Below are 20,796 nucleotides of genomic sequence, written 5' to 3'. Positions count from 1 at the left end.
ACGATAGCGAGGTCGAGACATCAGGGCAGACAACGAAATTGGCGTTGCGATGAAAGTAGGTCATCTCGGCTATCTGATCGGCTTCCTGCCCGAGCTGATACTTGGACAAACGATCAGGCGTATCGCGCGCCGAAGCATGTTGATCGAGAGTGTCATCAGCCGTTACCCGCAAGCCGCCGGCAAGCCATGTGTGATCGAAGCTACCAGGCCGACTCGCTGCGGCTCTCGGTGCGAGTGCTAGACGTTAGAAAACCTCAACAGTTGCCGCGTGATCGCTATGGATACTATCCTCGTCGTCAATGCAGGCTCCTCAAGCGTCAAGTTCCAGATCTTTTCGGTCGAGGGTGAGGGAGATCTGCGACGCCAGATCAAGGGCCAGATCGATGGCATTGGCAGTCGTCCTCGCCTGCGGGCGAGCGGCGTGCGTGGCGTACCACTGGCCCACCGCGCCTATCCGATCGAATCGGTTTCGGACGTCTCAGCCGCGATGGGCGTTGCCAGCGGATGGCTGCGGGATGAACTCCGCATTAGCCCGATGGCAGTCGGCCATCGCGTGGTCCACGGCGGTCCGGACTTCGTCGGGCCGGTGCTGATCGATCATGGCATCGTAGCCCAGCTGGAGCGGTTTGTAGCGCTGGCCCCGCTTCATCAGCCGCATAATTTGGCTCTCGTCCGGTCACTTCTCGCTAATTTTCCAACACTCCCACAGGTGGCTTGTTTCGATACTGCGTTTCACCGCACGCGTGACGCTGTCTCTGACCACTATGCAATTCCTCACCAATTATATGCCGAGGGTGTGCGGCGTTACGGATTCCACGGTCTCTCATATGAATATGTCGCGAAGACTTTGCCGCACGTCGCGCCCGAAATCGCCAAGGGGCGGGTGATTGTCGCGCATCTCGGTAGCGGAGCCTCGATGTGCGCGTTGAAGGGGGGACGCAGCATCGAGAGCACGATGGGATTCACGGCGCTCGACGGGCTACCTATGGGAACGCGTCCAGGCCAAATCGATCCCGGTGTCGTGCTCTATCTGATCTCGGAGAAGGGAATGTCGCCTGCTAAAGTACAAGACTTCCTTTACCGGGATAGCGGATTGAAAGGACTCTCGGGCGTCAGCAACGACATGCGCGAACTGGAGGCGAGCGAAGACCCTAAGGTGAAACTCGCGATTGATTATTTCGTTTATCGGGTCGGCCTCCATGCTGGCATGCTCGCAGCCGCGCTGCAGGGTCTCGACGCCTTTGTCTTTACCGCCGGTATCGGCGAAAACTCGATCCGGATACGGGCGCGCATCGTCGATCAATTGAGGTGGCTTGGCGCTACGCTTAATCCCATCGGGAATTCCCGTCACATGCGTCTGATATCCGGTTCCGACAGCTGCATCCCGGTTTACGTCATACCGACCGACGAAGAGTTGATGATTGCGCAGCACACGTTGTCGCTGTTGCTGGAGAGGCCGTCGCCGGGTGTTAGGCATGAGAGAGCATCATGATTTCTGTTTTTTCGGATGCCAGGCAATCGAAGTACCGCGCGCAATCTCGTCAGCATCGGGGACGTCGGAACGCAAGCATTTCTGGAACCCGACGGTGCCAACTCACGGGGTGAAGTCGCGGCAGGATGCATCCGTTGACGATCGTCGAATGACCTTCGCGGCGTGCTGCATGGCGACGATAACGCGCTTCGCGCCACTCATGAGGTCCATCGTCCCGCCCATTTCCGTATATCGCAAGATCCTCGACTACCTCGCGTCGATCGGCGCTCAAGGAGTCAGTTTTGCAGATCGAGGGTAGCGAGCTGCCTTCGATTCAGAAGGGTGATCTGACGTCGATTGGTGCCTATGAAACCGATGATACCGAGTTCATGTAGTCGCGATAGGGCACGCGATACCGTTTCCAGCGTCAGCCCGAGGTAGTCGGCAATGTCGCGCCGCGACATCGGCAGTGGCATGACGCCGGCTGCTGCAAGTCGCCGATCCATCTCGACCAGGAAGGCCGCGACCCGCTCCAGAGAGGTCTTTCGGCCGAGCAGGAGCATGTGATTTTCGGCATGCTCCAGATTTTCCGTGGTCATGCCGAGCAGATTCCGCGAGACCATGGCATCGCTCTCTGCCATCATCTCAAGGCTCCGCCGTTTGATCAAGCGAACCGTGGTGTTCACGATCGCCTCTGCCGTAAACCGATGCTCGCTTCCGTTTTCCAGTCCGAAGATGTCGCCGACGAGGTGAAACGCACCGATCTGGCGGCGACCGTCTGGAAGCAATTTGTAGCTTCGCACCGAGCCCGCCTTGACCTGATAGACATAGTCCGCAGGCTCCTTTTCCCCATAGATTTCAGAGCCTTTCTTGTAGGTAAATTCGTTTAAACTTACTTTTTGATTTGAATCACCCGCTATTCCGAGCTCGCCGAAAGAGATGGCACGATACGCCAAATCGTTGGTGATGCGGACAAACATGGCCAACTCCTGTGTAACTGGTTGTTGGATATGGTCTGCCTCTAAGAATATGTTTCCGTGGGAGGAAGGCTCTTTGCCGTGGCCGTGGAGCTTCCGCTAAGACATGTTTCTTGACCATTGTCTGAAGGGACATTGTACCTAGGGACAGGTCTGCAATAGGATGTCCGAAAAAATGAAAACCGGACCCCTTGGCCGCAAATGCCCTGGGTGATTCTGGAAGCCCGATATCGGCCAGGGTGGCGGCTGGGAGGCGGACTTGTCTAGCCTTGTTTACATTGTGGACGACGATGCTTCGTTTCGTACAGCAGTCGAACGCCGCCTGAAGCTTGCTGGCTATGAAGTTGAGAAGCATTCGTCGGCTCAGACACTGCTGGATCGTCTGCAGGGCTCTGAAGGACCTGGTTGCGTCTTGCTCGACGTTCGAATGCCCGGACTGAACGGGCTGGAATTGCAAAGCCGCCTCATCGAGCTTCATTCGATGTTGCCTGTCATCTTCGTCACCGGCTATGCGGACATTCCGACGACCGTACGAGCGATCAGGGCAGGTGCCGAAGATCTCCTGATCAAGCCGGTATCATCAGAGCAGCTGATAGGGGCGATCGAGCGCGCCTTGGCGCGCCATGAGTCGGTCCGCAGCCAACGAAGCAAGCTTGATGCGAGTCTCGCACTTCTTGCGAGATTGACGCCCCGCGAACGACAGGTCTTCGATTTGATCGTGCGCGGAAAGATCAACAAGCAAGTTGCCAGAGAACTTGGAACAACTGAACGCACCGTGAAAGCGCATCGCCATGAAGTGATGGAAAAGATGCGAGTGCACTCGCTCGCAGAACTGGTTTTGATCGCGGAGCGGCTTGGGTTGATCGATCCGAACGAAAATTCAGGCAGATAGCCTTTGTTCGCAGAAAACATTTACGTCGCGTACCATGTACGAAAGGACAATATAAATATTAGCAGACAAGGCATCTGAATGAACGCGCGATGGGCCTTCATCAGGTTTCTGGGAGGCCGATGATACCGAAATCCAAGTCAATTCTTGTCGTCGACGATAATCCGTCAATGCTCAAAGGCATGAAGCGGTTGTTGAGAGAGCATGGTTTTAACGTAACACTGTTCGGATCCGGCGCTGCGCTGCTGCGTCATGCGGATTTCGACGACGCCTTTTGCGTGATCCTTGACATCGATCTGTACAAAGAATCAGGCATAGACTTGCGTCGCCAACTCGCCGGCAGAGGTGTCGAGCTGCCAGTGATCTTCATTACCGGAAACGACAGTGACGCAAAACGCTCAGCCGCAATCGAATCGGGATGTATCGCGTACCCAACCAAGCCATTTTCGGCAAGATCGCTAACCGAGCCGGTCGAAAAAGTGCGAGAAGCGTCATTCTAGCGCGATCGGTTGTTGGCGTCCTGCTCGAATGCCTGCTCGCCGCGCCCTTATCGATGGAAGCGAAACGATCGAGTGGCAGCGACGTCGTAATTCCAGCCACAGCTCCTTCCAGGAGCCATTTCCTTGATCATCGCGGGTATTCAGGAAATTCGTCGAGAGCTTGATCCAGATCAATCCGCGTCGGGCTCGACGCGCCGCCTATGCCGTCAGGATCTGCTGCAACTCGTGTAGGGCGGCCGTGGACGTCTGTGCAACGAAGGGCGTACCCAATCTCGTTCCTGGTCTCCCGGCGGGTGCCTTGCTGATCGTCTTGTTTCGCTGCGAGATACATCCCAACAAGGAACACCTATGACGTTGCGCGCGTTTCAGCGAGCGGGTTGGATAGGGGTTTTCCCGCCGTTGACGTGGCTTGCCGAATACAGATTGTCCTGGTTGCGTTATGATGCCATCGCCGGAGTGACCCTCGCCGCCTACGCGATCCCGGTGTCACTGGCCTATGCGGGCCTTGCCGGGTTGCCGCCGCAGGTGGGCATCTATGGCTATCTGCTTGGCGGTTTAGGTTATGCTCTCATGGGGTCATCCCGCCAGCTTGCTGTCGGCCCGACCTCCGCAATCTCGCTCATGATCGCCAGCAGTGTCGGGGCCCTGGCAGGGGGAGACGCGATGCGTTTCGCTCAGATCGCGAGTCTTGCGGCATTCGCTGTGGCGTTGCTTTGCCTGATTGCCTGGCTTTTCAAGCTGAGCGTTCTTGTGCGGCTGGTTAGCGACAGCATTCTTGTCGGCTTCAAGGCGGGGGCGGGGCTTACAATTATAATGAGTCAGTTACCGAACCTGTTCGGCGTAGCTGGTGGCGGGCACAACTTCGTTGACCGTGCAATTCGGCTTGCAGGTCAGATCGGCAACATCAATCCACTTGTATTGGCAATAGGAATTGCGGCGGTCGTGCTCCTGCTCCTTGGCGAGCGATTCCTGACGGGCAGGCCCGTCGGACTCATGGTGTTGGCATTGTCGATTCTTATGGCAACTTTGTTAGGGCTTCCGGCAATGGGTGTCCCTGTCACCGGGAAGATACCGCCCGGATTGCCTGCCTTCGAGGTGCCAACTTTCGGAATGCTGGATTTCCAGGACTTATTTCCAATAGCAGCCGGGTGTCTGCTGCTGGCCTATATAGAAGGCGTTTCGGCGGCGCGGAGTTTTGCGGCGAAGCATGGATATAGTATTGACGTCCGACAAGAATTTCTGGGATTTGGGGCTGCCAACCTCGCAGTTGCATTCGGTCACGGCTATCCCGTCGCAGGCGGATTATCGCAGTCCGCCGTCAATGACACGGCTGGTGCGCGAACGCCCCTGGCATTGTTATTTTGCTCGCTAACCCTCGCGCTCTGCCTGCTTTTCTTTACGGAGTTGCTGACCAACCTTCCGCGGGCAGTATTGGCTGGAGTTGTCATTACTGCAGTTTACAGACTGGTCGACGTCCGCGCGCTGCTTCGCATGTGGGAAGTGAGTCGTATCGACTTTTATGCCGCGGCCATTGCCCTCGTATCCGTGTTGCTGCTTGGGATTCTCCAAGGTGTCCTGCTTGCAGCTCTCGCATCCATCCTCCTGCTGCTTATCCGGGCGTCACGGCCCAACATAGCGTTTCTCGGACGGCTTCCTGAATCGGGCCGCTATTCCGACAGCATCAGGCATGAGGGCGTGACGCCGCTGGTTGGCGTTGTTGCGTTCCGCCCTGAAGCCTCGTTGCTCTACATCAATGCCGAGACGATTCTGGAGGCCGTTTTGGAAAAACTGCGAATGGTCTCTGACGTCAGGCTGGTTGCCTGCGATCTATCCGCATCTCCCTACATCGATCTGGCGGGTGCGCGGATGTTACTTGATCTTTATGATGAGCTGGCGTCGCGTCAAATAACGTTCTGCATTGTCGGCGCTCACGCGCAGTTGCGTGAGTTGCTGCGAGCAGAAGGGTTGGCGGAGAAGACGGACAGTAGCGAATGGCTCCGTACGCTCGACAGCGTGTTGAGCGAGGACAATGTTAGCGAACGATCCGGTCTCCGGGACGAACGGCCGCCTGGATAGTAAGCTCTCCCGAGTTTGACGGTGATCGAACCCGATGACTCCAGCACCGGGTGACTCCTGCAGCCAAGGATCTCCGGCTGGATGTGTCTGACACCAAGTTGCATGATGCAGTTTGGCATTTGCCGCAGCTTGGCCAGTCGTGTCACGAGATTAAGATATTGACTTGGATCAAGGTGGCGGAAGGCAAAAAGTAAAATCTCCAACGACACCAGCCCGCACAAAATGTGTCGATCAATTTTCTCCCGGTTTGGTTCGAAGCTGCTGGTTCATCAGAGTGTGAGTCATCAGAGGGAAAAGGAAAAAGATATCATGAAGAAATTTAGCGTGAGCTCTGCCTTGTTAGTCTTCCTCGTGGGAGCGGCTGCCATCAGTACGCCCGCTCGCGCTGAAACAGGGCGCGTCGCGGTGATCTTCACCAAAGGCGGGTTTGTTGTAGGAGTCGGTGGCGGCGAGGGCGTACTGACGCTCCGGGGCACTCACTATCCATTCACTGTCTCGGGCATGAGTGTCGGCTTCACGATCGGAGCCTCGACGACCAAGCTTGTTGGACGAGCCCTTAATCTAAAAGGGCCGGCTTCGATCGAAGGCAGGTACACCGCTGTCGGAGCCGGCGGCGCTGTCGTGGCTGGAGCCGGCGGAGTTCAACTGCAAAACGCCAACGGCGTGATCTTGCAACTGAGTGGCCCGAGGGTAGGCGCCGAAATGTCGGTCGCTGTCGGTGGGGTATCGATAAGCTTGAAACAGATGCGAACCAGTCGGACCACGCAGTAGGCGACCTGGTCCACTCAGTAACGTTCAGCCACGAACGTCATCCCACGCAGGCCCGCCTGGTCGTCAAAGCGCTCCTTCGCGGAGCGCTTTGGCAGCTTGACCTTGTTTTTATGTATCCGTTTATACGGAATCAACTCCAGCAGATGCGCGATGCAGTTCAGTCGAGCTCGACGCTTGTCGTCGGAGCGAACGATGTACCATGGCGATTGCTTCGTGCTGGTTGCCTTCAGCATCAGGTCCCGAGCTTCTGAGTAGTCGTACCATCGTTGGTAAGATGCAGTATCCATCGGACTCAACTTCCACTGCCGCAGCGGATCGTCGATTCTCGCCTTGAAGCGACGCTCCTGCTCGTCCATCCCGACCTCAAGCCAGAGTTTGATCAGGATGATGCCCCCTTCGATGATATATTTCTCCATCTGGGGGCAGAGAGAAAGGAATCGTTTGTGCTCGGCGGGCGTACAAAAGCCCATCACATATTCCACGCCGGCGCGATTGTACCAACTCCGGTCGAAGATCACAATTTCACCTGCAGCCGGAAAATTCTGCATGTAACGTTGAAGAAATAATTGCGTCTTCTCCCGGTCGGACGGAGCTGGCAAGGCGGCAACGCGAAACACGCGCGGACTGACCTTCTCCGTAATCGCCTTGATCGTGCCGCCCTTCCCGGCGGCATCCCGGCCCTCGAACAGGACGATGACTCGAATCTTGTTCGCCTTCACCCATTCCTGAAGATAGCAAAGCTCGACCTGGAGCTTTTCCAGCTCTTTCTCATAGACCTTGCGCTTCATCCGTGGCGTGTCCGCGTCGGCTGACATGTCTACCTTCCGCTGCTTCAGACCAGACTCCACCAACCGTTCCTAATCTCCCCAGGAGATAGTGACGGCGATGTCGCCAGGGACACCTCCGGGGTAATCAATAATCTGGTAACTGATGCGATAACCCCGCGGTTTCAGATAGTCGCGCCAGAGCTCGAATATTTCTTTCGGAATCCCCGTCAGTGTGTTCTCCCAGCCGGCCTCCTGCTGATTGATGGCTCGGCCTTTATCCGTGCATAGCGAGTTGGGGAACCGATACACCTGCACTTCGGTTAGCCCGTTTCGGACTGCTCGCTGGATGACGGTCGAGGCGAGCTGGATTTTTTCCTCCTCGGACTTGCCGGATGAACGACTGAGCCGCTCGATCAGTGCATGTTTCTCGGCTTGGGCGGCCGCTGCCAGGCGGGCATATTGATCCGCCTTTTCGGCTTCCTTGAGGGCCGCTTCTTTCCGGATCTGTTGCGCGCTCGGGATGAGGTCATCAATGCTGCCTGGCATGACGAGAAACTCCTGACGAATGTATTGTCATGACGAGGCTAGGTCGGGTCGACGTCGTTACCTTGATTCAAATCAACAAATTCGCATCCATGGTTACCGGGCACGCTAAAGTCTGAGGCCAAAGTCGGGGAGAGGAGAGTTGAACGAGGCGATACATTCCATGGCGCCGCACCATGTGCTTTTCTATCTTGCCACCGCGAGCGCAACCGGTGTTTGTTAGCGGTGATGGGCAATTGTATCAGGCAAAGAATGAGCCGGCCGTCACCGTAGCGTTCGCTGCAAAGCTACTCTGCAACAATGGCAATGTCCCTGGACCGTTGCGGTCAGTGCTACAGGCGCATATTATGATGCCACTTGCGTAAAGGTCGTGGAAGCCCACGGTCGGGTCGCGACGCTTGGTTGACGGTCTCGTCCGGCTCGGCTGAGACCGTTGAAGGTCGTGCGCCCGCACTGAAACGTGCTGCAAGACAGTCGTTCGGGCCGCCGGGTACGAGGATGAATGGACGCGCCCCGATGGCAGCGACTAACCCATCCTGGCTGGGTCTTGTTACCCGTCTATGTGTCTGTCTGCTGGTTTGGACGATCATCCCGTCCGAGTTTGCGCGCAGCGGTCAGACTCGCGAGATCAAACGGGTATTGATCCTGCATTCCTTTGGACGAGATTTCAGACCATGGGGGACGTATGCAAAAGCCATTCGGGAGAATTTGGAGCAGTTGTCGCCGTGGCAGATTGATATTCAGGACCACTCGATGGTTTCCGCACGCTCTGGCGATGAAAATCCTGGGCCACCGTTTATTGCCTACCTGAATGCGCTCTATTCCGAACGCCCTCCGGATATTGTCATTGCCATCGGCGCTCCTGCCTCGAATTTTGTTCAGCAACACCGCCGACATTTGTTCACTCAAATTCCCCTGATACTGACAGCGGTCGAGCAGCGTCGTATCCAGTTCTCGGATTTGCCGGATAGTGACACCGTCATTGCTGTTTCTCACGATTTTCGCCTTTCTTTCGAGACGATCCTTCGTGTTCTTCCCGGCACGGAGCGAATTGTCGTTTTGAACGGAACGTCGCCCAACGAGAAATTCTGGCTCGGCGAACTCCGCAAGGACGCTGCATCTGTCCAGAAGAAGGTTGAGTTCATCCGGCCCAATGATATTTCGTTCCAGGATTTTCTGAAGAAAAGCGAAACGTTGCCGCCGAAAACAGCTATTTTCTGGCATCTGATGAACGTCGACGCAATTGGAGTCTCCTACGAGGGGAATACCGCGCTTCAGCAACTTCACGCAGTGTCCAATGCTCCGCTTTTTTCTTACGACGATGGCTTTTTTGGCAATGAGACTGTCGGCGGGCCGATGTATTCCGTTCTCGAAATTAGCAGGCTCACAGCCGCTGTGGCGATCCGTATTCTGAACGGAGAAAAAACTCGCGATATAAGGCTGGTTGCGATCAAATATTCCAATCCGAAGTTCGATTGGCGCGAAATGCAGCGCTGGGATATCAGCGAGAGAAACCTGCCTCCAGGAAGCGAAGTCTTGTTTCGCGAGCCCCGCATATGGGAGGTCAATCATTGGCAGTTGTTGTTGATTGCGACCGTAATCCTGATTCAGGGAGCGTTGATCAGCGGACTGCTGCATGAGCGTCGTCGCCGCCGTCTTGCCGAAGTCGAATCGCGCCAACGCTTGACTGATCTTGCCCATATCAACCGCAGTTCGACTGTCGGAGAACTGACGATTTCTATCGCGCATGAGTTGAACCAGCCGCTTGGTTCGATTCTCACCAACACCGAGACAGCCGAGCTCATGCTGAAGAGTCCCTCACCGAATCTCGATGAGGTGAAGGAAATTCTTGCTGACATCAGGCGTGACGATCAGCGCGCCAGCGAGGTGATACGTCGGCTACGCAGCGTGCTGAAGAAAACACCATTTGAGATTACCTGTATCGACTTGAACGAGACGGTACGGCAAGTGATGGGGTTTATCGCGACCGTCGGCAGCGAGCGGAATATCGCATTGAAATGTAGTACGGAATCGATCGACCTGAAGATCATGGGAGACGTTGTTCACTTACAACAAGTCTTTCTGAACTTGATGATCAACGCGATGGATGCAATATCCGAAGCGGAGGCAATAGAGCGAGAAGTCAGCGTAACCACAAGGCGCTCGGGCGCCTGGGCGGAAGTCAGTATCAGCGACACCGGCCCCGGTATCGCGATCGCCGATCTTGCGAAGGTTTTCGATCCGTTTTTCACGACGAAACCGCAGGGCATGGGTATGGGACTTGCAATCGTCCGTTCCATTGTCGAAGCGCACCACGGACAGATTTCTGCGGCAAATCAGTCACCCGGCGGTGCACTTTTCACGCTCAGGCTTCCGATTCTTCGGGATCAAGCTACTTCGGTCTGAGACTTGCAGTCAGACCCTCGCCCCGCAGAAGAACGGTGCCGTTCGTTTCGTTGATCTTTATCAAAGAACGAGCTCGGCTTTGCTCCATTTTTGTAGCGATGAACCCGAGGAGAGGTGTGATGTTTCGCTGCGGCAAGGCCCTGATCGCGCTCGCATTGCTAATGGCGGATCCTATCGCCATCGTGGCACAAACGGCCGATAATCCGCCGGATCCAAACGGTACGCCACAGCAAGCCACCAAATCTGTGCCCGATGCAGAGCTGTTGAAACCCGAGCAACTCGAGGCGCTGACTGCCCCGATTGCGCTCTATCCCGATGAACTGCTGGCGAATGTACTGGCGGCATCAACCTATCCGCTGGAGGTCGTGCAGGCCGATCGCTGGCTCAAGGAACGCAAAACCCTGAAAGGTGATGCGTTGAAGAAGGAGGTTGAAAAGCAATCGTGGGACAACAGCGTCAAAGCGCTTTCAAGCACTCCAGATGTCATTTCAATGATGAGCGACAAGATCGACTGGACCAAGAGTCTCGGCGATGCCATTCTCGCGCAGCAAGCCGATGTCATGGATGCAATCCAGCGCCTTCGTTCCAAAGCCTACGACAACAAGAAGCTGGTTACCACCAAGCAGCAAAAGGTGAGCGTTCAAGCGCAGGAAAGCAAGCAGGCGATTGTCATCGAGTCGACCAGCCCCGATACGATGTACGTGCCGTACTACGATCCCGCCGCGGTTTACGGAACCTGGCCCTATGCAGCGTATCCACCCTATTACTTCGGGTATCCGTCCTACATCGGTGCGGGAGTGATCGCGACGGGGCTCGCGTTCGGTGCGGGCTGGGCTATCGGACGCTGGGGTAACTACTGGGGTGGCGGATTCAATTGGGGTAACCGCAATCTCTACGTCAACCACTACAATCGGATAAATAACGTTGGAAACAGCTGGCAGCACAATTCGGCGCATCGTCAGGGTGTGCGGTACAATAACGCGAATGTTCAGCAGCGCTTCGGCAACAACAATCTGAGGGCCGGCGCATCGAACCGCATGGATTTTCGGGGCCGCGGTGGGCAGCAGGTGCTTCGTCCAGGGCAGGATCGACCTGGCGGCGGAGATCGCGCAGGCGACCGTGCGGCCTCACGCGACCGGCCGGGCGGCGATCGTGGAAATCGACCGGGCACAGCCGATCGCGCCAGGGGCGGTGGCGACCGTGCCAAAGCAGGTAACAGGGCTGCTAACCGTGCTGGCGGCGCGGCGCGCGGTGGCGGCAATCGTGGCGGTGCCATGAACATATCGTCGGGCAGGGCTGCTTCCGCGGCTTCGGCTCGCGGTCATGCAAGCCTGGGCGGGCGAGGAGGAGGTGCTGCCAGCTTCGCCGGACGTGGCGGCGGCGGCTTCCGTGGCGGCGGTGGACGGCGGTCCGATGTCCAACTGAAACACCACCTCGTACTGCTGGGTTATCTTACCAACGGCCTTGGTTACTACCGCTTCAGCTATCTCGGTAGCAGCAAGTCATATGTTGGTGTGATCGCGCAGGAAGTGCAGAATCTGATGCCGCAAGCCGTGACCCGTGGTAGCGACGGTTACCTCAGAGTCTACTATGAGAAGCTTGGATTGAAGCTGCGAACCTACAGCGACTGGCTTGCTGGAGGCGCAAAAATTCCTGCGCTGCGGGAGGTGTCGCCATGATCGCATCAATGTGGATGTCCCGCGCCGCTTCGACCGGCGCGATAGCAATCGTTGTCGCGCTGTCGATCGGCGTGAGTCAGGCTCAGCAGGCTTTTTCTTCGCCGGAAGATGCGGCGGCGGGATTGGCGGCGGCGGTCAAGACCGGCACGACAAGCGCCATTCTGAAAGTCCTTGGCAGTCGTGCCGAAGACGTGGTCGAATCCGGTGATAGCGTTGCTGACAAAGAGACTCGTGAGCGTTTTCTTTCCGCTTACGATGCCAAGCACTCGATCAAGGCTGAGGGAAACAAGAAAGCCACGCTCATTTTGGGCGCCGATGAATTTCCGTTCCCAATTCCACTTGTCAACAGCAAGAGCGGCTGGGAATTCGACACCTCCGCTGGACGTCTTGAGATTCTTTATCGCCGCATTGGGCGCAATGAGTTGGATGCGATTCAGGCCTCTCTCGCCTTTGTGGATGCCCAGAACGAATATGCCGAGAAGGATCGTACAGGCGAAGGTGCTGGCGTTTACGCGCAACGCATTGTCAGTACCCCGGGCAAGAAGGATGGCCTTTTCTGGCGCGACGATGGCGATCCAAGCCCGCTTGGTGAGTTGGCGGCGCGAGCATCATCAGAGGGCTATAAGGTTGATGGGCAAGGCGCCCCGTATCACGGTTACGTCTTTCGAATATTGAGGGGGCAGGGGCCAGATGCACCGGGAGGCGCACTTGACTACGTCGTCAAGCGCAAGATGATCGGTGGTTTCGCGCTGATTGCCTATCCTGCCGAATACGGAAACTCTGGTGTCATGACCTTCATGGTCAATCATGCCGGCACTGTCTATCAAAAGGATCTTGGTAAAAACACGGAAGTACTCGCCAGTCGCATCAGTTTGTTCGATCCCGATCAGACCTGGAAGAGGGTGGATTCGGCGAAGCCTTGAAGGTGGGTAACAACGATACCCAGCGCAACACAGGCCTTGGCGGTCTTGGCAATTGGTGCCGCTTCATTCCAGCGGCATGAATCTCGGCAATGAGTTTGATTGCCGGTTCGATGCTGCCGCTTCCATCGGGCTCCTTAAAAGTTGGTCCCCTGCCGCTTTCCTGCCGCGCAAAGTCGAGCGGATACTGGATAATCCTGTGACGAAGATCGAGGGCGCTGGATCACGATGCGATTGCAGGAGACGCCCCGGAATTGATGTTGAGATTGAAAATCCAACAACAGCCAATTTGAGACAGGCTCTGATCGATGAAGTCACGAATGTCTCCATCTTTAAAATTTGATCAGAAAATAGACCTCGACTCGCAGCGAAGGAATGCTGAGCGATCGACTTGTCGCGCGCACCTATAACTACGTCTTAGCTAGTACGAGCAATTACACACTCGACAACCAGTTGCAGGCGGATTTCAGAACCGGCGACCTGGTACACAAGGTTCTGGCCGGGTTCGACGACTTCAATCTGTCGGCAAACACCGACTACCGTAGCGCTGGGATCGCGCCGATCGACGCCTATGCCCCGGTCTATGGTGCGGCAGTTCCGTCGTTTGCCTCACTATCGCCATTCATCCTGCGCTCGGACAGCCAGAGTCAGGCCGGTCTCTATTTGCAGGACCAGATCAAGTGGGATCGCTGGACCCTCGCGCTCAGCGGTCGTCAGGACTGGGTTAGTACCGGCTTCACCAGCAAAGCGTTCTTTCCGCCGGCGGGTACCTATACGTCTTTCAATTCCGCGCAGACCGGCCGCGTCGGCCTGAACTATCTGTTCGATTTCGGGCTGGCCCCCTACGTCAGCTATTCGACCTCGTTCACGCCGAACCTCGGCGCGGATCGCTTCGGCAATGTATTCAGGCCAACCACGGGCGAGGGGCAAAGAGATCGGCGTCAAGTTCAAGCCGAATGATATGAACCTCATGCTGACAGCTGCCCTGTTCGATATCAACGAGAACAACATCCTCACCGGCGACCCGGTCAATCCCTTTTTCAGCATCCAGACCGATGCGGCGCGGGTGCGCGGGTTCGAGTTCGAGGCGCGGGGCAACGTAACCCGGGAGTTTGAGGTGATCGCGGGGTACAGCCACATCGATCCTCGGGTGACCAAAAGCCTTGCGGGCAATACCGGCAAGTACTTGCAGGGCACGGCGCTCGATCAGGCATCGCTCTGGGCCAAATACACTTGGTACAACGGGCCGCTGGCCGGATTTGGCGTCGGCGCGGGTGTGCGCTATGTTGGCGACAGCTATGGCGATGCCAGGAACACCTTCGTCATTCCGCCCTACACCCTGTTCGATGCAACCGTGAGCTACGATCTCGCTTATCTGCGACCGGATATGAGGGGCTGGAAAATGCAGGTCAACGCAACCAATCTCGCGGATCGTTTCTATGTCCAGTCCTGCCTGACTGGATTGGCATACTGCGCGATGGGCACGAGCCGCACCGTGCTTGGCACCCTGAGGTATAGCTGGAATGCGGATGACCCGCATCCCGCGCTGATCTCGAAGTGAGTGAGCTAAAGGATGACACCAAAAGCGTTGCGCAAATGGAGCTGGACCCACAAGTGGTCCAGCATCATCTGCACCTTGTTCATGCTGATGCTGTGCATCACCGGCCTGCCGTTGATCTTCCACGAACAGATTGACGAGCTGCTGCACGGCCAGGTCGAGGCGGCCGTCGTCCCCCAAGGCACGCCGCCGGCGAGTCTCGATCGCGTGGTGGCGAGCGCCGTGGCGGCGATGCCCGGGCAGGTGCCGCATTTCCTGATCTGGGATCACGACGACCCGAACGCGATGCTGGTCAGTGTCGGCAAGAGCATCGATGCCGATCCGGCCGACAACCGCATCGTCCGGGTCGATGCCCACACCGGCGCCTATCTCGACGCGCCTGACGTCACCGGGCGCTTTACGTTCATCATGCTCAAGCTGCACACCGATATGTTCGCCGGCCTGCCCGGGAAGCTGTTTCTCGGGCTAATGGGCATTCTGTTCTGCGTTGCAATCATATCAGGTGTCGTCGTCTACGCGCCGTCGATGCGCAAGCAGAGCTTCGGGGTCTATCGTTCTGAGCGTCCGCGCGTGGTGCGCTGGCTCGATCTGCATAACCTCGCCGGCATCCTGCTGGTGATGTGGACGCTGGTTGTGGGATTCACCGGCGTCATCAACACCTGGGCCGACCTCGTGCTCAAGATGTGGCAGTACGGCCAGCTCGCCGAGATGACGGCACAATATAGCGACCGCACTTTGCCCGCGCACCCGACCCCGGTTCAGGCGGCGACGGATGTGGCTGCGAAGGCCGTGCCCGGCATGACGCCGTCGTTCATCGCGTTTCCCGGCACGATTTTCTCAAGCAAGAGCCACTATACGGTCTTCATGCGCCGCGATACGCCGCTGACCTCACGGCTGCTTAAGCCGGCGCTGATCGATGCAGAGACCGGCAAGCTCACCGACAGCCGCGATATGCCCTGGTACGTCACTGCACTGTTCATCTCGCAGCCGCTGCATTTCGGCGACTATGGCGGGATGCCGCTAAAGATCATCTGGGCGCTGCTGGATGTCATGACCATTATCGTCCTCGGAACGGGCGTCTATCTCTGGATGAGGCGGCGCAAGCCTGGCGAGAGCAGCGTGCGCGAACCCGCAGGCGCCGCCTTCAAGCGGCCGATGCTGTCGCCATGATGCCAGCACGTACCCGACATCGGACCCTTCGCGAGATTTTTGCATGGCCGGCCATCATTGCTGTCCTGAGTACGGTTGGATTGATGTCAGCGTTACTCGGCGATGGCATCTGGGACGGCGTTTCGTGGATCGTTCTGGCCGTTCCTGTGGCGTTGTATTGCGGCTTCTTCCAGCGCGGAACGTAAACGGTCGCGCGGCGTGTGTAATAGGAGGACGGCCCAGGCGCATCTTCGGCCGGCCGCGCTTGGCGCTCGGCTTCACGCCTCGACTGCGGCCGGGCTTCCACTTACTGCCCACATGGACTAAGAGACCGCGATACTTCTTTCGCGCAAAAAAGATCGCATGATCCGTCTCGACAACGTCAGCAAGCAAGCTGGCCACCAGATCCTTTTCATCGAAGCCTCGGCGGCGCTCAACAAGGGCGAGAAAATCGGCCTCGTCGGTCCGAACGGGGCCGGTAAGACCACGCTGTTCCGGATGATCACAGGCCAGGAACTGCCCGACGAAGGGCAGGTCTCGATCGATCGCGGCATCAGCATCGGTTATTTCAGCCAGGATGTCGGCGAAATGTCCGGCCGCAGTGCCGTAACGGAGGTGATGGATGGAGCGGGACCCGTCAGCGTGGTCGCCGCCGAACTCCGCAAACTCGAGGCCGCGATGGCCGCCCCGGATAGCGCCGACGAGATGGAGACGATCATTGCGCGCTATGGAGAGGTGCAGCATCGTTTCGAGGAGCTCGACGGCTATGCACTTGATGGCCGAGCGCGCGAGGCGCTCTCAGGCCTGGGGTTTAGCCAGGAGATGATGGAGGGCGATGTCGGCGCGCTCTCTGGAGGCTGGAAAATGCGCGTGGCGCTGGCGCGTATCCTTCTGATGCGCCCCGATGTCATGCTGCTGGACGAGCCGAGCAACCATCTCGATCTCGAAAGCCTGATCTGGCTCGAACGCTTCCTCCGAGATTATGAAGGCACGCTGTTGATGACTTCGCACGATCGCGAGTTTCTCAACCGCGTGATCGCCAAGGTCGTCGAGATCGACTCTGGTTCGCTGACGACTTATTCCGGCAACTACGAGTTCTATGAGCAGCAGCGTGCACTGAACCAGAAGCAGCAGCAGGCTCAGTTCGAGCGCCAGCAGGCCATGCTCGCCAAGGAGATTAAGTTCATCGAGCGCTTTAAGGCGCGTGCCTCGCACGCTGCGCAGGTCCAAAGCCGGGTGAAGAAGCTCGACAAGATCGAGCGGGTGGAGCCGCCCCGGCGCCGTCAGACGATCGCATTCGATTTTCCGCCAGCGCCGCGCTCCGGCGAGGATGTTGTCGCCTTGAAGAATATCCACAAGGGGTATGGTGGCAAGCGGATCTATGGCGGGTTCGATTTCATGATCCGCCGGCGCGAGCGCTGGTGCGTGATGGGCGTCAACGGAGCCGGCAAGTCGACGCTGCTCAAGTTGGTAGCCGGCGCGAGCGAGCCCGACGCCGGCACGGTAGCCGTGGGGGGAAGCGTCAAGATGGGCTATTTTGCCCAGCACGCCATGGATCTGCTCAATGGCGACCGCACGGTATTCCAGTCACTGGAAGATGCGTTTCCGACTGCGGGGCAGGGTAGCCTGCGCGCACTCGCCGGATGCTTCGGCTTTTCCGGCGACGACGTTGAGAAACGGTGCCGGGTTTTGTCGGGCGGAGAGAAAGCACGGCTGGGGATGGCGAAGATGCTGTTCGATCCGCCGAATTTTCTGGTTCTAGATGAGCCGACCAACCATCTCGATCTTGCGACCAAGGAGATGCTGATCTCAGCACTGTCGGATTTCGAGGGCACTATGCTGTTCGTCTCGCACGACCGACATTTCCTCAGCGTCCTCTCCAATCGCGTGCTGGAACTGACGCCCGATGGCATCCACCAGTATGGCGGTGGCTACACCGAGTACGTCGCACGCACGGGCCAGGAAGCGCCGGGGCTGCGCAGCTAAACGCGGCGGCCCGTTTCTTGACGCGAACCTGCCGCTCAACAGCATGGTGCACCGGACTCTCCTTCATCCAACACCGAAAAGTGCTTTGCAGCGGCCTACATTTCCTGCGGCGTCGGGCAAGTGCCGGACGGTCGCGATCCGACAAAAGGCCACGCGGCTTGGTTTCTTCACCCTGGAGCGGAGAGACACGCTTCATTCTCGGGCTTGCTTTTGCCTAACGGTAGCCTCGACCCCGGCACGGCCAGTCTCGACCATGCACACGGCCAAGACCCAAATCATTCGCCAGCCACACGGGAATCGTTGTCTCCTGAGCCCCATATCGCATGACCGGCACGACCGGTCCGCCACACGGATCTACTCGATCGTCCTCGGGTCGATAGCGATATCGCGGAACGATATAGGAGTCCCAATAGGGTTGCGGAGTTGGAGGCGTGACGATGATAACCCGCCTGGGCTTCGCATCGGCTGCGGTAATGAATGCCCCCGAGCAACACAGCAACAAAGCCGATACGAGAGCGAACGCGACGGTCAGTATCTTCATCCTCGATCTCCTTGCCGAGCACTGCCTCCAATCCGGCGAGCATATGCCTATGGTATCATTTGGCAATGATAGCAGTACCGGCGCCGGCGGCGAAAACCGGAATTTTGACACCCCAGTCGCGGGTTTCGGGAAATTTGTCATTGGACAATAGCTACGGGAGCGCAGCCATGACTTTTGAAAAGGCAATCGAGGGTCGCATAGTGCCGTCACAGCGTCCTTCCATCCGGCCGGAAGTGCATCGTGAATTTGGCGCCACCGCCGGGCGCGTCCTCGACAGAGACACTCCCCTGGTGCGCTTTTACAATTTTTTCGACGATCGATAGTCCCAGACCCGCGCCTCCGGCAGTGCGCGGGGATCGCCGCCAGAATCGCTGGAAAATCGATTCGCGGTCCGCCAACGGCACGCCATCGCCATTGTCGATCACGCTGATCGAGCCATCCGCGGTAACGATGATCTCGATGATCGTACCCTGGGGAGTGTGATGAAGAGCGTTCTCAACGAGATTTCGTGTTGCGCGCCGGATCATCTCCGCGTTTCCTTTGACGAGAACGGGCTCATCGGCGCACATCAATTCAATGCTCTTTCCTTGCTTCAGAGCCAATGGCGCGATGAATTCCGCAACTTCGACGCAAACCTCGTGAATATCCGCGACCGCATCCGGATCGACCACGGCTGTCTCGAGCTCCGTCGCGTCGAGCAACTGGCCAACAACACGGCTCATGTTGTCAACGTCCCGTCCTAAGGCATGGCTTGCCTCTCCATGCGGTAGGGTCTCGATCCTCGTGCGAAGGATGGCAAGTGGCGTTCGTATCTCATGTGCTGCATTGGCGGCAAACTCGCGCTGAGCGAGGAAGCCATGCTCAAGCCGATCGAGGGCCTGATTGACGGCTTCCACGAGCGGCAGAATTTCGGGAGGCATGTCGTCGGTCGGTAAACGGACGTCAAGACGTGTGGGACTGATATGCCTCGCTCGGCTGGACGCGCGATGTAGCGGTCTAATCGCCAGACGGAAGATGATGATGTCAGCAGCAAGCAGGAGAAGAAGAACTGGAACGATGATCCAGACAACCTGCCGGAGGAAGTTGACCAGGATATCGTCGACGACCACGTCGCTATGCGACAGCTCTTCTGCAACTTGTATCCAGACGGGATGGTCGCCAATATCCTTGCGCGCGCTGGCACCGGCGATCGTTTTGGCTTCGCCCCGGGTCAAGGCGTTGTGCGGAATAATGCCGTTCGCGTTCAAATCGATGGTAAACAACGGATTCTTGCTGGGACTCGATGAGAAGATCACCGAACCCGTATCGTCAATGATTGCATATTTGTAGCGGCCATAGGTTTCCGAATACTGATCGCGTGCGCCATCAGGCAGGCTAAGCGACCATCCTCCCGCCGACGAAGGCTTTAGATTTCGGGCAAACATCTCGATTTGGGCCGTCATCTTGTTCAGCTGGAATTTGGCGACGTCCGTTGCCAGCGACCAGTGCAAGATGGACCGCAATACAAGCGCCGCAATGATGATCGCGACAACATGAAGGACGACAATGCGGGACAGAATTGATCTTCGCCGCGGCATCTAGGTCCCGATTCCGAAGTTCGCATACCCTTGCAGCAACCTTTGATGCGAACTTCGGAATCAAAGGGACACTAGCAACCTTATAATTCTAGTGTGGTTTAGGCTCAGAAGTTCGCCTGGCAGACTCGTTGGACGCTGAAAGCGAACTTCTGAACCACCACACTAGTCGCTCTCCATCATCACATAGCCGACGCCGCGAATGGTGCTGATCTTGACCTTTGCACCAATGTCCAGGAGCTGTTTGCGCAGACGATGGACATAAACCTCGACGGCATTGGAGGCGACATCTCCGGTCAGGCCGAAGATCTGATCTTCGAGAAGCTTCTTGGAAACGACGTTGCCCTTGCGGCGCAAAAGCAACTCAAGCACCGCGATCTCTCGGGCGGATAGGCTCTGAGGCTTCATGTCGACAAAAGCTTGCCGGCCTTCGCTGTCGAAGGTCACGTTAGCAAGCCGCAATGAGCTGCCGAGCAACTGCCCCGGCCGCCTGAGCAGCGCTTCGAGCCGCGCTACCAGCTCGTCAAAGGAAAAAGGTTTGACAAGATAGTCGTCTGCTCCGCTTCGGAGCCCGCTGACTCGATCCTCCACGCCCCCACGTGCCGTGAGTATAAGGACAGGGATCGGATCCTTGCGGCGCCGCAGTTCACGCAGGATCGAAAGTCCATCGCCATCGGGCAGGCCGAGATCCAGGATCAATGCCGCGTAACGATTGGTTTCCAGTGCGCTGGAGGCATCGGCGACATTGGTGAGAAGATCGACCCCGTACCCGGCCGCTTGCATTCCCTTCGCCAGAAGGTCGGCCAGTTCTTCGCTGTCCTCGACGACCAAGATTCTCATGGGCGCGAACGCTCCCTTCCCCCTTCTGCGGCCGTGACTTGCAGGGGGCGAGCGGGTACTGGTGTCTTTCCGGCCGCGCCGAAGCCCGACTGTAAGCTCTGTGTAAGCGTCATCATATTGCCGTTGTAAGGCTGCCGTAAGATGTTAAA

20 protein-coding genes and 1 pseudogene are annotated in these 20,796 nt (G+C 57.4%); 15 read left to right on the top strand and 6 right to left on the bottom strand.

Translation table 11 applies throughout. The features are described 5' to 3' along the window. Nucleotides 1-19 precede the first annotated feature (19 nt). On the top strand, nucleotides 20-241 hold the full coding sequence (locus AC1RT6_RS13225; RefSeq protein ID WP_420799321.1) for a DUF3141 domain-containing protein: 222 nt from the start codon (nucleotides 20-22) through the stop codon (nucleotides 239-241). Between the two features lie 36 nt (nucleotides 242-277). Beyond that, entirely contained in the window at nucleotides 278-1,492 is a 1,215-nt protein-coding gene (locus AC1RT6_RS13220) for an acetate/propionate family kinase (RefSeq protein WP_079448113.1), read from the top strand. 117 nt (nucleotides 1,493-1,609) lie between these two features. Here AC1RT6_RS13220 and AC1RT6_RS13215 read toward each other — a convergent pair. Together AC1RT6_RS13215 and AC1RT6_RS13210 are read right to left on the bottom strand one after the other, a co-directional pair. Beyond that, nucleotides 1,610-1,714, bottom strand: a pseudogene (locus AC1RT6_RS13215) (succinyl-CoA--3-ketoacid-CoA transferase); the annotation flags it as partial. 53 nt (nucleotides 1,715-1,767) lie between these two features. Then, nucleotides 1,768-2,451: a helix-turn-helix domain-containing protein gene (locus AC1RT6_RS13210; protein ID WP_079448112.1), complete on the bottom strand. Its 684-nt coding sequence runs from the start codon at nucleotides 2,449-2,451 to the stop codon at nucleotides 1,768-1,770. Between the two features lie 256 nt (nucleotides 2,452-2,707). Between AC1RT6_RS13210 and AC1RT6_RS13205 the strand changes: the two genes are divergently transcribed. The 4 genes from AC1RT6_RS13205 to AC1RT6_RS13190 all read left to right on the top strand — a co-directional run bounded on the left by AC1RT6_RS13205 (nucleotide 2,708) and on the right by AC1RT6_RS13190 (nucleotide 6,684). After that, on the top strand, nucleotides 2,708-3,340 hold the full coding sequence (locus AC1RT6_RS13205; RefSeq protein ID WP_079448111.1) for a response regulator transcription factor: 633 nt from the start codon (nucleotides 2,708-2,710) through the stop codon (nucleotides 3,338-3,340). Between the two features lie 119 nt (nucleotides 3,341-3,459). Continuing rightward, the gene (locus tag AC1RT6_RS13200; protein WP_309774258.1) at nucleotides 3,460-3,837 is read left to right on the top strand and encodes a response regulator; all 378 of its coding nucleotides are present in this window, start codon (nucleotides 3,460-3,462) and stop codon (nucleotides 3,835-3,837) included. Between the two features lie 348 nt (nucleotides 3,838-4,185). Further along, entirely contained in the window at nucleotides 4,186-5,913 is a 1,728-nt protein-coding gene (locus AC1RT6_RS13195) for a SulP family inorganic anion transporter (protein ID WP_079448109.1), read from the top strand. Between the two features lie 309 nt (nucleotides 5,914-6,222). Then, a complete protein-coding gene (locus AC1RT6_RS13190) occupies nucleotides 6,223-6,684 on the top strand; it encodes a DUF1134 domain-containing protein (protein WP_079448143.1) in 462 nt (153 codons plus the stop codon). A gap of 14 nt (nucleotides 6,685-6,698) precedes the next feature. On the opposite strand, the gene ppk2 is transcribed toward AC1RT6_RS13190, so the two are convergent. Both ppk2 and AC1RT6_RS13180 read right to left on the bottom strand, forming a co-directional pair. Beyond that, complete coding sequence (ppk2, locus tag AC1RT6_RS13185) at nucleotides 6,699-7,499, bottom strand: polyphosphate kinase 2 (protein ID WP_079448108.1); 801 nt, start codon at nucleotides 7,497-7,499, stop codon at nucleotides 6,699-6,701. 42 nt (nucleotides 7,500-7,541) lie between these two features. After that, the gene (locus AC1RT6_RS13180) at nucleotides 7,542-7,997 is read right to left on the bottom strand and encodes a hypothetical protein (protein WP_079448107.1); all 456 of its coding nucleotides are present in this window, start codon (nucleotides 7,995-7,997) and stop codon (nucleotides 7,542-7,544) included. Nucleotides 7,998-8,510: 513 nt separating this feature from the next. On the opposite strand from AC1RT6_RS13180, the gene AC1RT6_RS13175 reads away from it, so the two are divergent. From AC1RT6_RS13175 to AC1RT6_RS13135, 9 genes are all read left to right on the top strand, one after another. Further along, nucleotides 8,511-10,400, top strand: coding sequence for a sensor histidine kinase (locus AC1RT6_RS13175; RefSeq protein WP_493029498.1), 1,890 nt, complete (start codon nucleotides 8,511-8,513; stop codon nucleotides 10,398-10,400). Nucleotides 10,401-10,519: 119 nt separating this feature from the next. Further along, nucleotides 10,520-12,079, top strand: a complete 1,560-nt coding sequence (locus AC1RT6_RS13170) for a DUF3300 domain-containing protein (protein WP_079448105.1) — start codon at nucleotides 10,520-10,522, stop codon at nucleotides 12,077-12,079. Next, nucleotides 12,076-13,002 carry a DUF2950 domain-containing protein gene (locus AC1RT6_RS13165; protein ID WP_079448104.1) on the top strand — a complete coding sequence of 309 codons (927 nt, stop codon included), beginning with the start codon at nucleotides 12,076-12,078 and terminating at the stop codon, nucleotides 13,000-13,002. The genes AC1RT6_RS13170 and AC1RT6_RS13165 overlap by 4 nt, the downstream gene beginning before the upstream one ends. A 76-nt stretch (nucleotides 13,003-13,078) precedes the next feature. Next, nucleotides 13,079-13,342 (top strand): hypothetical protein, encoded by a 264-nt coding sequence (locus tag AC1RT6_RS13160; RefSeq protein ID WP_079448103.1) that lies wholly within the window; start codon nucleotides 13,079-13,081, stop codon nucleotides 13,340-13,342. A gap of 32 nt (nucleotides 13,343-13,374) precedes the next feature. Then, nucleotides 13,375-13,959, top strand: coding sequence for a TonB-dependent receptor domain-containing protein (locus AC1RT6_RS13155; RefSeq protein ID WP_274533975.1), 585 nt, complete (start codon nucleotides 13,375-13,377; stop codon nucleotides 13,957-13,959). 10 nt (nucleotides 13,960-13,969) lie between these two features. Further along, the gene (locus AC1RT6_RS13150) at nucleotides 13,970-14,560 is read left to right on the top strand and encodes a TonB-dependent siderophore receptor (RefSeq protein ID WP_274533974.1); all 591 of its coding nucleotides are present in this window, start codon (nucleotides 13,970-13,972) and stop codon (nucleotides 14,558-14,560) included. An 81-nt stretch (nucleotides 14,561-14,641) separates the two neighbouring features. Next, a complete protein-coding gene (locus AC1RT6_RS13145) occupies nucleotides 14,642-15,727 on the top strand; it encodes a PepSY-associated TM helix domain-containing protein (protein WP_472791537.1) in 1,086 nt (361 codons plus the stop codon). A 342-nt stretch (nucleotides 15,728-16,069) separates the two neighbouring features. Next, nucleotides 16,070-17,692, top strand: a complete 1,623-nt coding sequence (locus tag AC1RT6_RS13140; RefSeq protein WP_079448101.1) for an ABC-F family ATP-binding cassette domain-containing protein — start codon at nucleotides 16,070-16,072, stop codon at nucleotides 17,690-17,692. Between the two features lie 431 nt (nucleotides 17,693-18,123). Beyond that, a complete protein-coding gene (locus AC1RT6_RS13135; RefSeq protein WP_493029497.1) occupies nucleotides 18,124-18,384 on the top strand; it encodes a hypothetical protein in 261 nt (86 codons plus the stop codon). Between the two features lie 55 nt (nucleotides 18,385-18,439). Here the strand turns inward: AC1RT6_RS13135 and AC1RT6_RS13130 are convergent, their stop codons facing one another. After that, complete coding sequence (locus AC1RT6_RS13130; RefSeq protein ID WP_079448099.1) at nucleotides 18,440-19,810, bottom strand: sensor histidine kinase; 1,371 nt, start codon at nucleotides 19,808-19,810, stop codon at nucleotides 18,440-18,442. Between the two features lie 162 nt (nucleotides 19,811-19,972). Beyond that, nucleotides 19,973-20,647: a response regulator gene (locus AC1RT6_RS13125; RefSeq protein ID WP_079448098.1), complete on the bottom strand. Its 675-nt coding sequence runs from the start codon at nucleotides 20,645-20,647 to the stop codon at nucleotides 19,973-19,975. Nucleotides 20,648-20,796: the final 149 nt, after the last annotated feature.

This window comes from Nitrobacter sp. MLSD-S21 (genome assembly GCF_058809865.1).
This window is presented reverse-complemented; position numbering and strand designations above follow the sequence as displayed.

Bases quoted from the DNA above. Each gene is read 5' to 3' on its own strand.
- AC1RT6_RS13130 (WP_079448099.1), bottom strand. From the start codon at position 19,810: ATGCCGCGGCGAAGATCAATTCTGTCCCGCATTGTCGTCCTTCATGTT.
- ppk2 (WP_079448108.1), bottom strand. From the start codon at position 7,499: ATGTCAGCCGACGCGGACACGCCACGGATGAAGCGCAAGGTCTATGAG.
- AC1RT6_RS13165 (WP_079448104.1), top strand. From the start codon at position 12,076: ATGATCGCATCAATGTGGATGTCCCGCGCCGCTTCGACCGGCGCGATA.
- AC1RT6_RS13145 (WP_472791537.1), top strand. From the start codon at position 14,642: ATGCTGATGCTGTGCATCACCGGCCTGCCGTTGATCTTCCACGAACAG.
- AC1RT6_RS13190 (WP_079448143.1), top strand. From the start codon at position 6,223: ATGAAGAAATTTAGCGTGAGCTCTGCCTTGTTAGTCTTCCTCGTGGGA.
- AC1RT6_RS13220 (WP_079448113.1), top strand. From the start codon at position 278: ATGGATACTATCCTCGTCGTCAATGCAGGCTCCTCAAGCGTCAAGTTC.
- AC1RT6_RS13210 (WP_079448112.1), bottom strand. From the start codon at position 2,451: ATGTTTGTCCGCATCACCAACGATTTGGCGTATCGTGCCATCTCTTTC.
- AC1RT6_RS13195 (WP_079448109.1), top strand. From the start codon at position 4,186: ATGACGTTGCGCGCGTTTCAGCGAGCGGGTTGGATAGGGGTTTTCCCG.
- AC1RT6_RS13125 (WP_079448098.1), bottom strand. From the start codon at position 20,647: ATGAGAATCTTGGTCGTCGAGGACAGCGAAGAACTGGCCGACCTTCTG.
- AC1RT6_RS13175 (WP_493029498.1), top strand. From the start codon at position 8,511: ATGGCAGCGACTAACCCATCCTGGCTGGGTCTTGTTACCCGTCTATGT.
- AC1RT6_RS13170 (WP_079448105.1), top strand. From the start codon at position 10,520: ATGTTTCGCTGCGGCAAGGCCCTGATCGCGCTCGCATTGCTAATGGCG.
- AC1RT6_RS13180 (WP_079448107.1), bottom strand. From the start codon at position 7,997: ATGCCAGGCAGCATTGATGACCTCATCCCGAGCGCGCAACAGATCCGG.
- AC1RT6_RS13140 (WP_079448101.1), top strand. From the start codon at position 16,070: ATGATCCGTCTCGACAACGTCAGCAAGCAAGCTGGCCACCAGATCCTT.
- AC1RT6_RS13160 (WP_079448103.1), top strand. From the start codon at position 13,079: ATGAATCTCGGCAATGAGTTTGATTGCCGGTTCGATGCTGCCGCTTCC.
- AC1RT6_RS13200 (WP_309774258.1), top strand. From the start codon at position 3,460: ATGATACCGAAATCCAAGTCAATTCTTGTCGTCGACGATAATCCGTCA.
- AC1RT6_RS13155 (WP_274533975.1), top strand. From the start codon at position 13,375: ATGCTGAGCGATCGACTTGTCGCGCGCACCTATAACTACGTCTTAGCT.
- AC1RT6_RS13150 (WP_274533974.1), top strand. From the start codon at position 13,970: ATGCTGACAGCTGCCCTGTTCGATATCAACGAGAACAACATCCTCACC.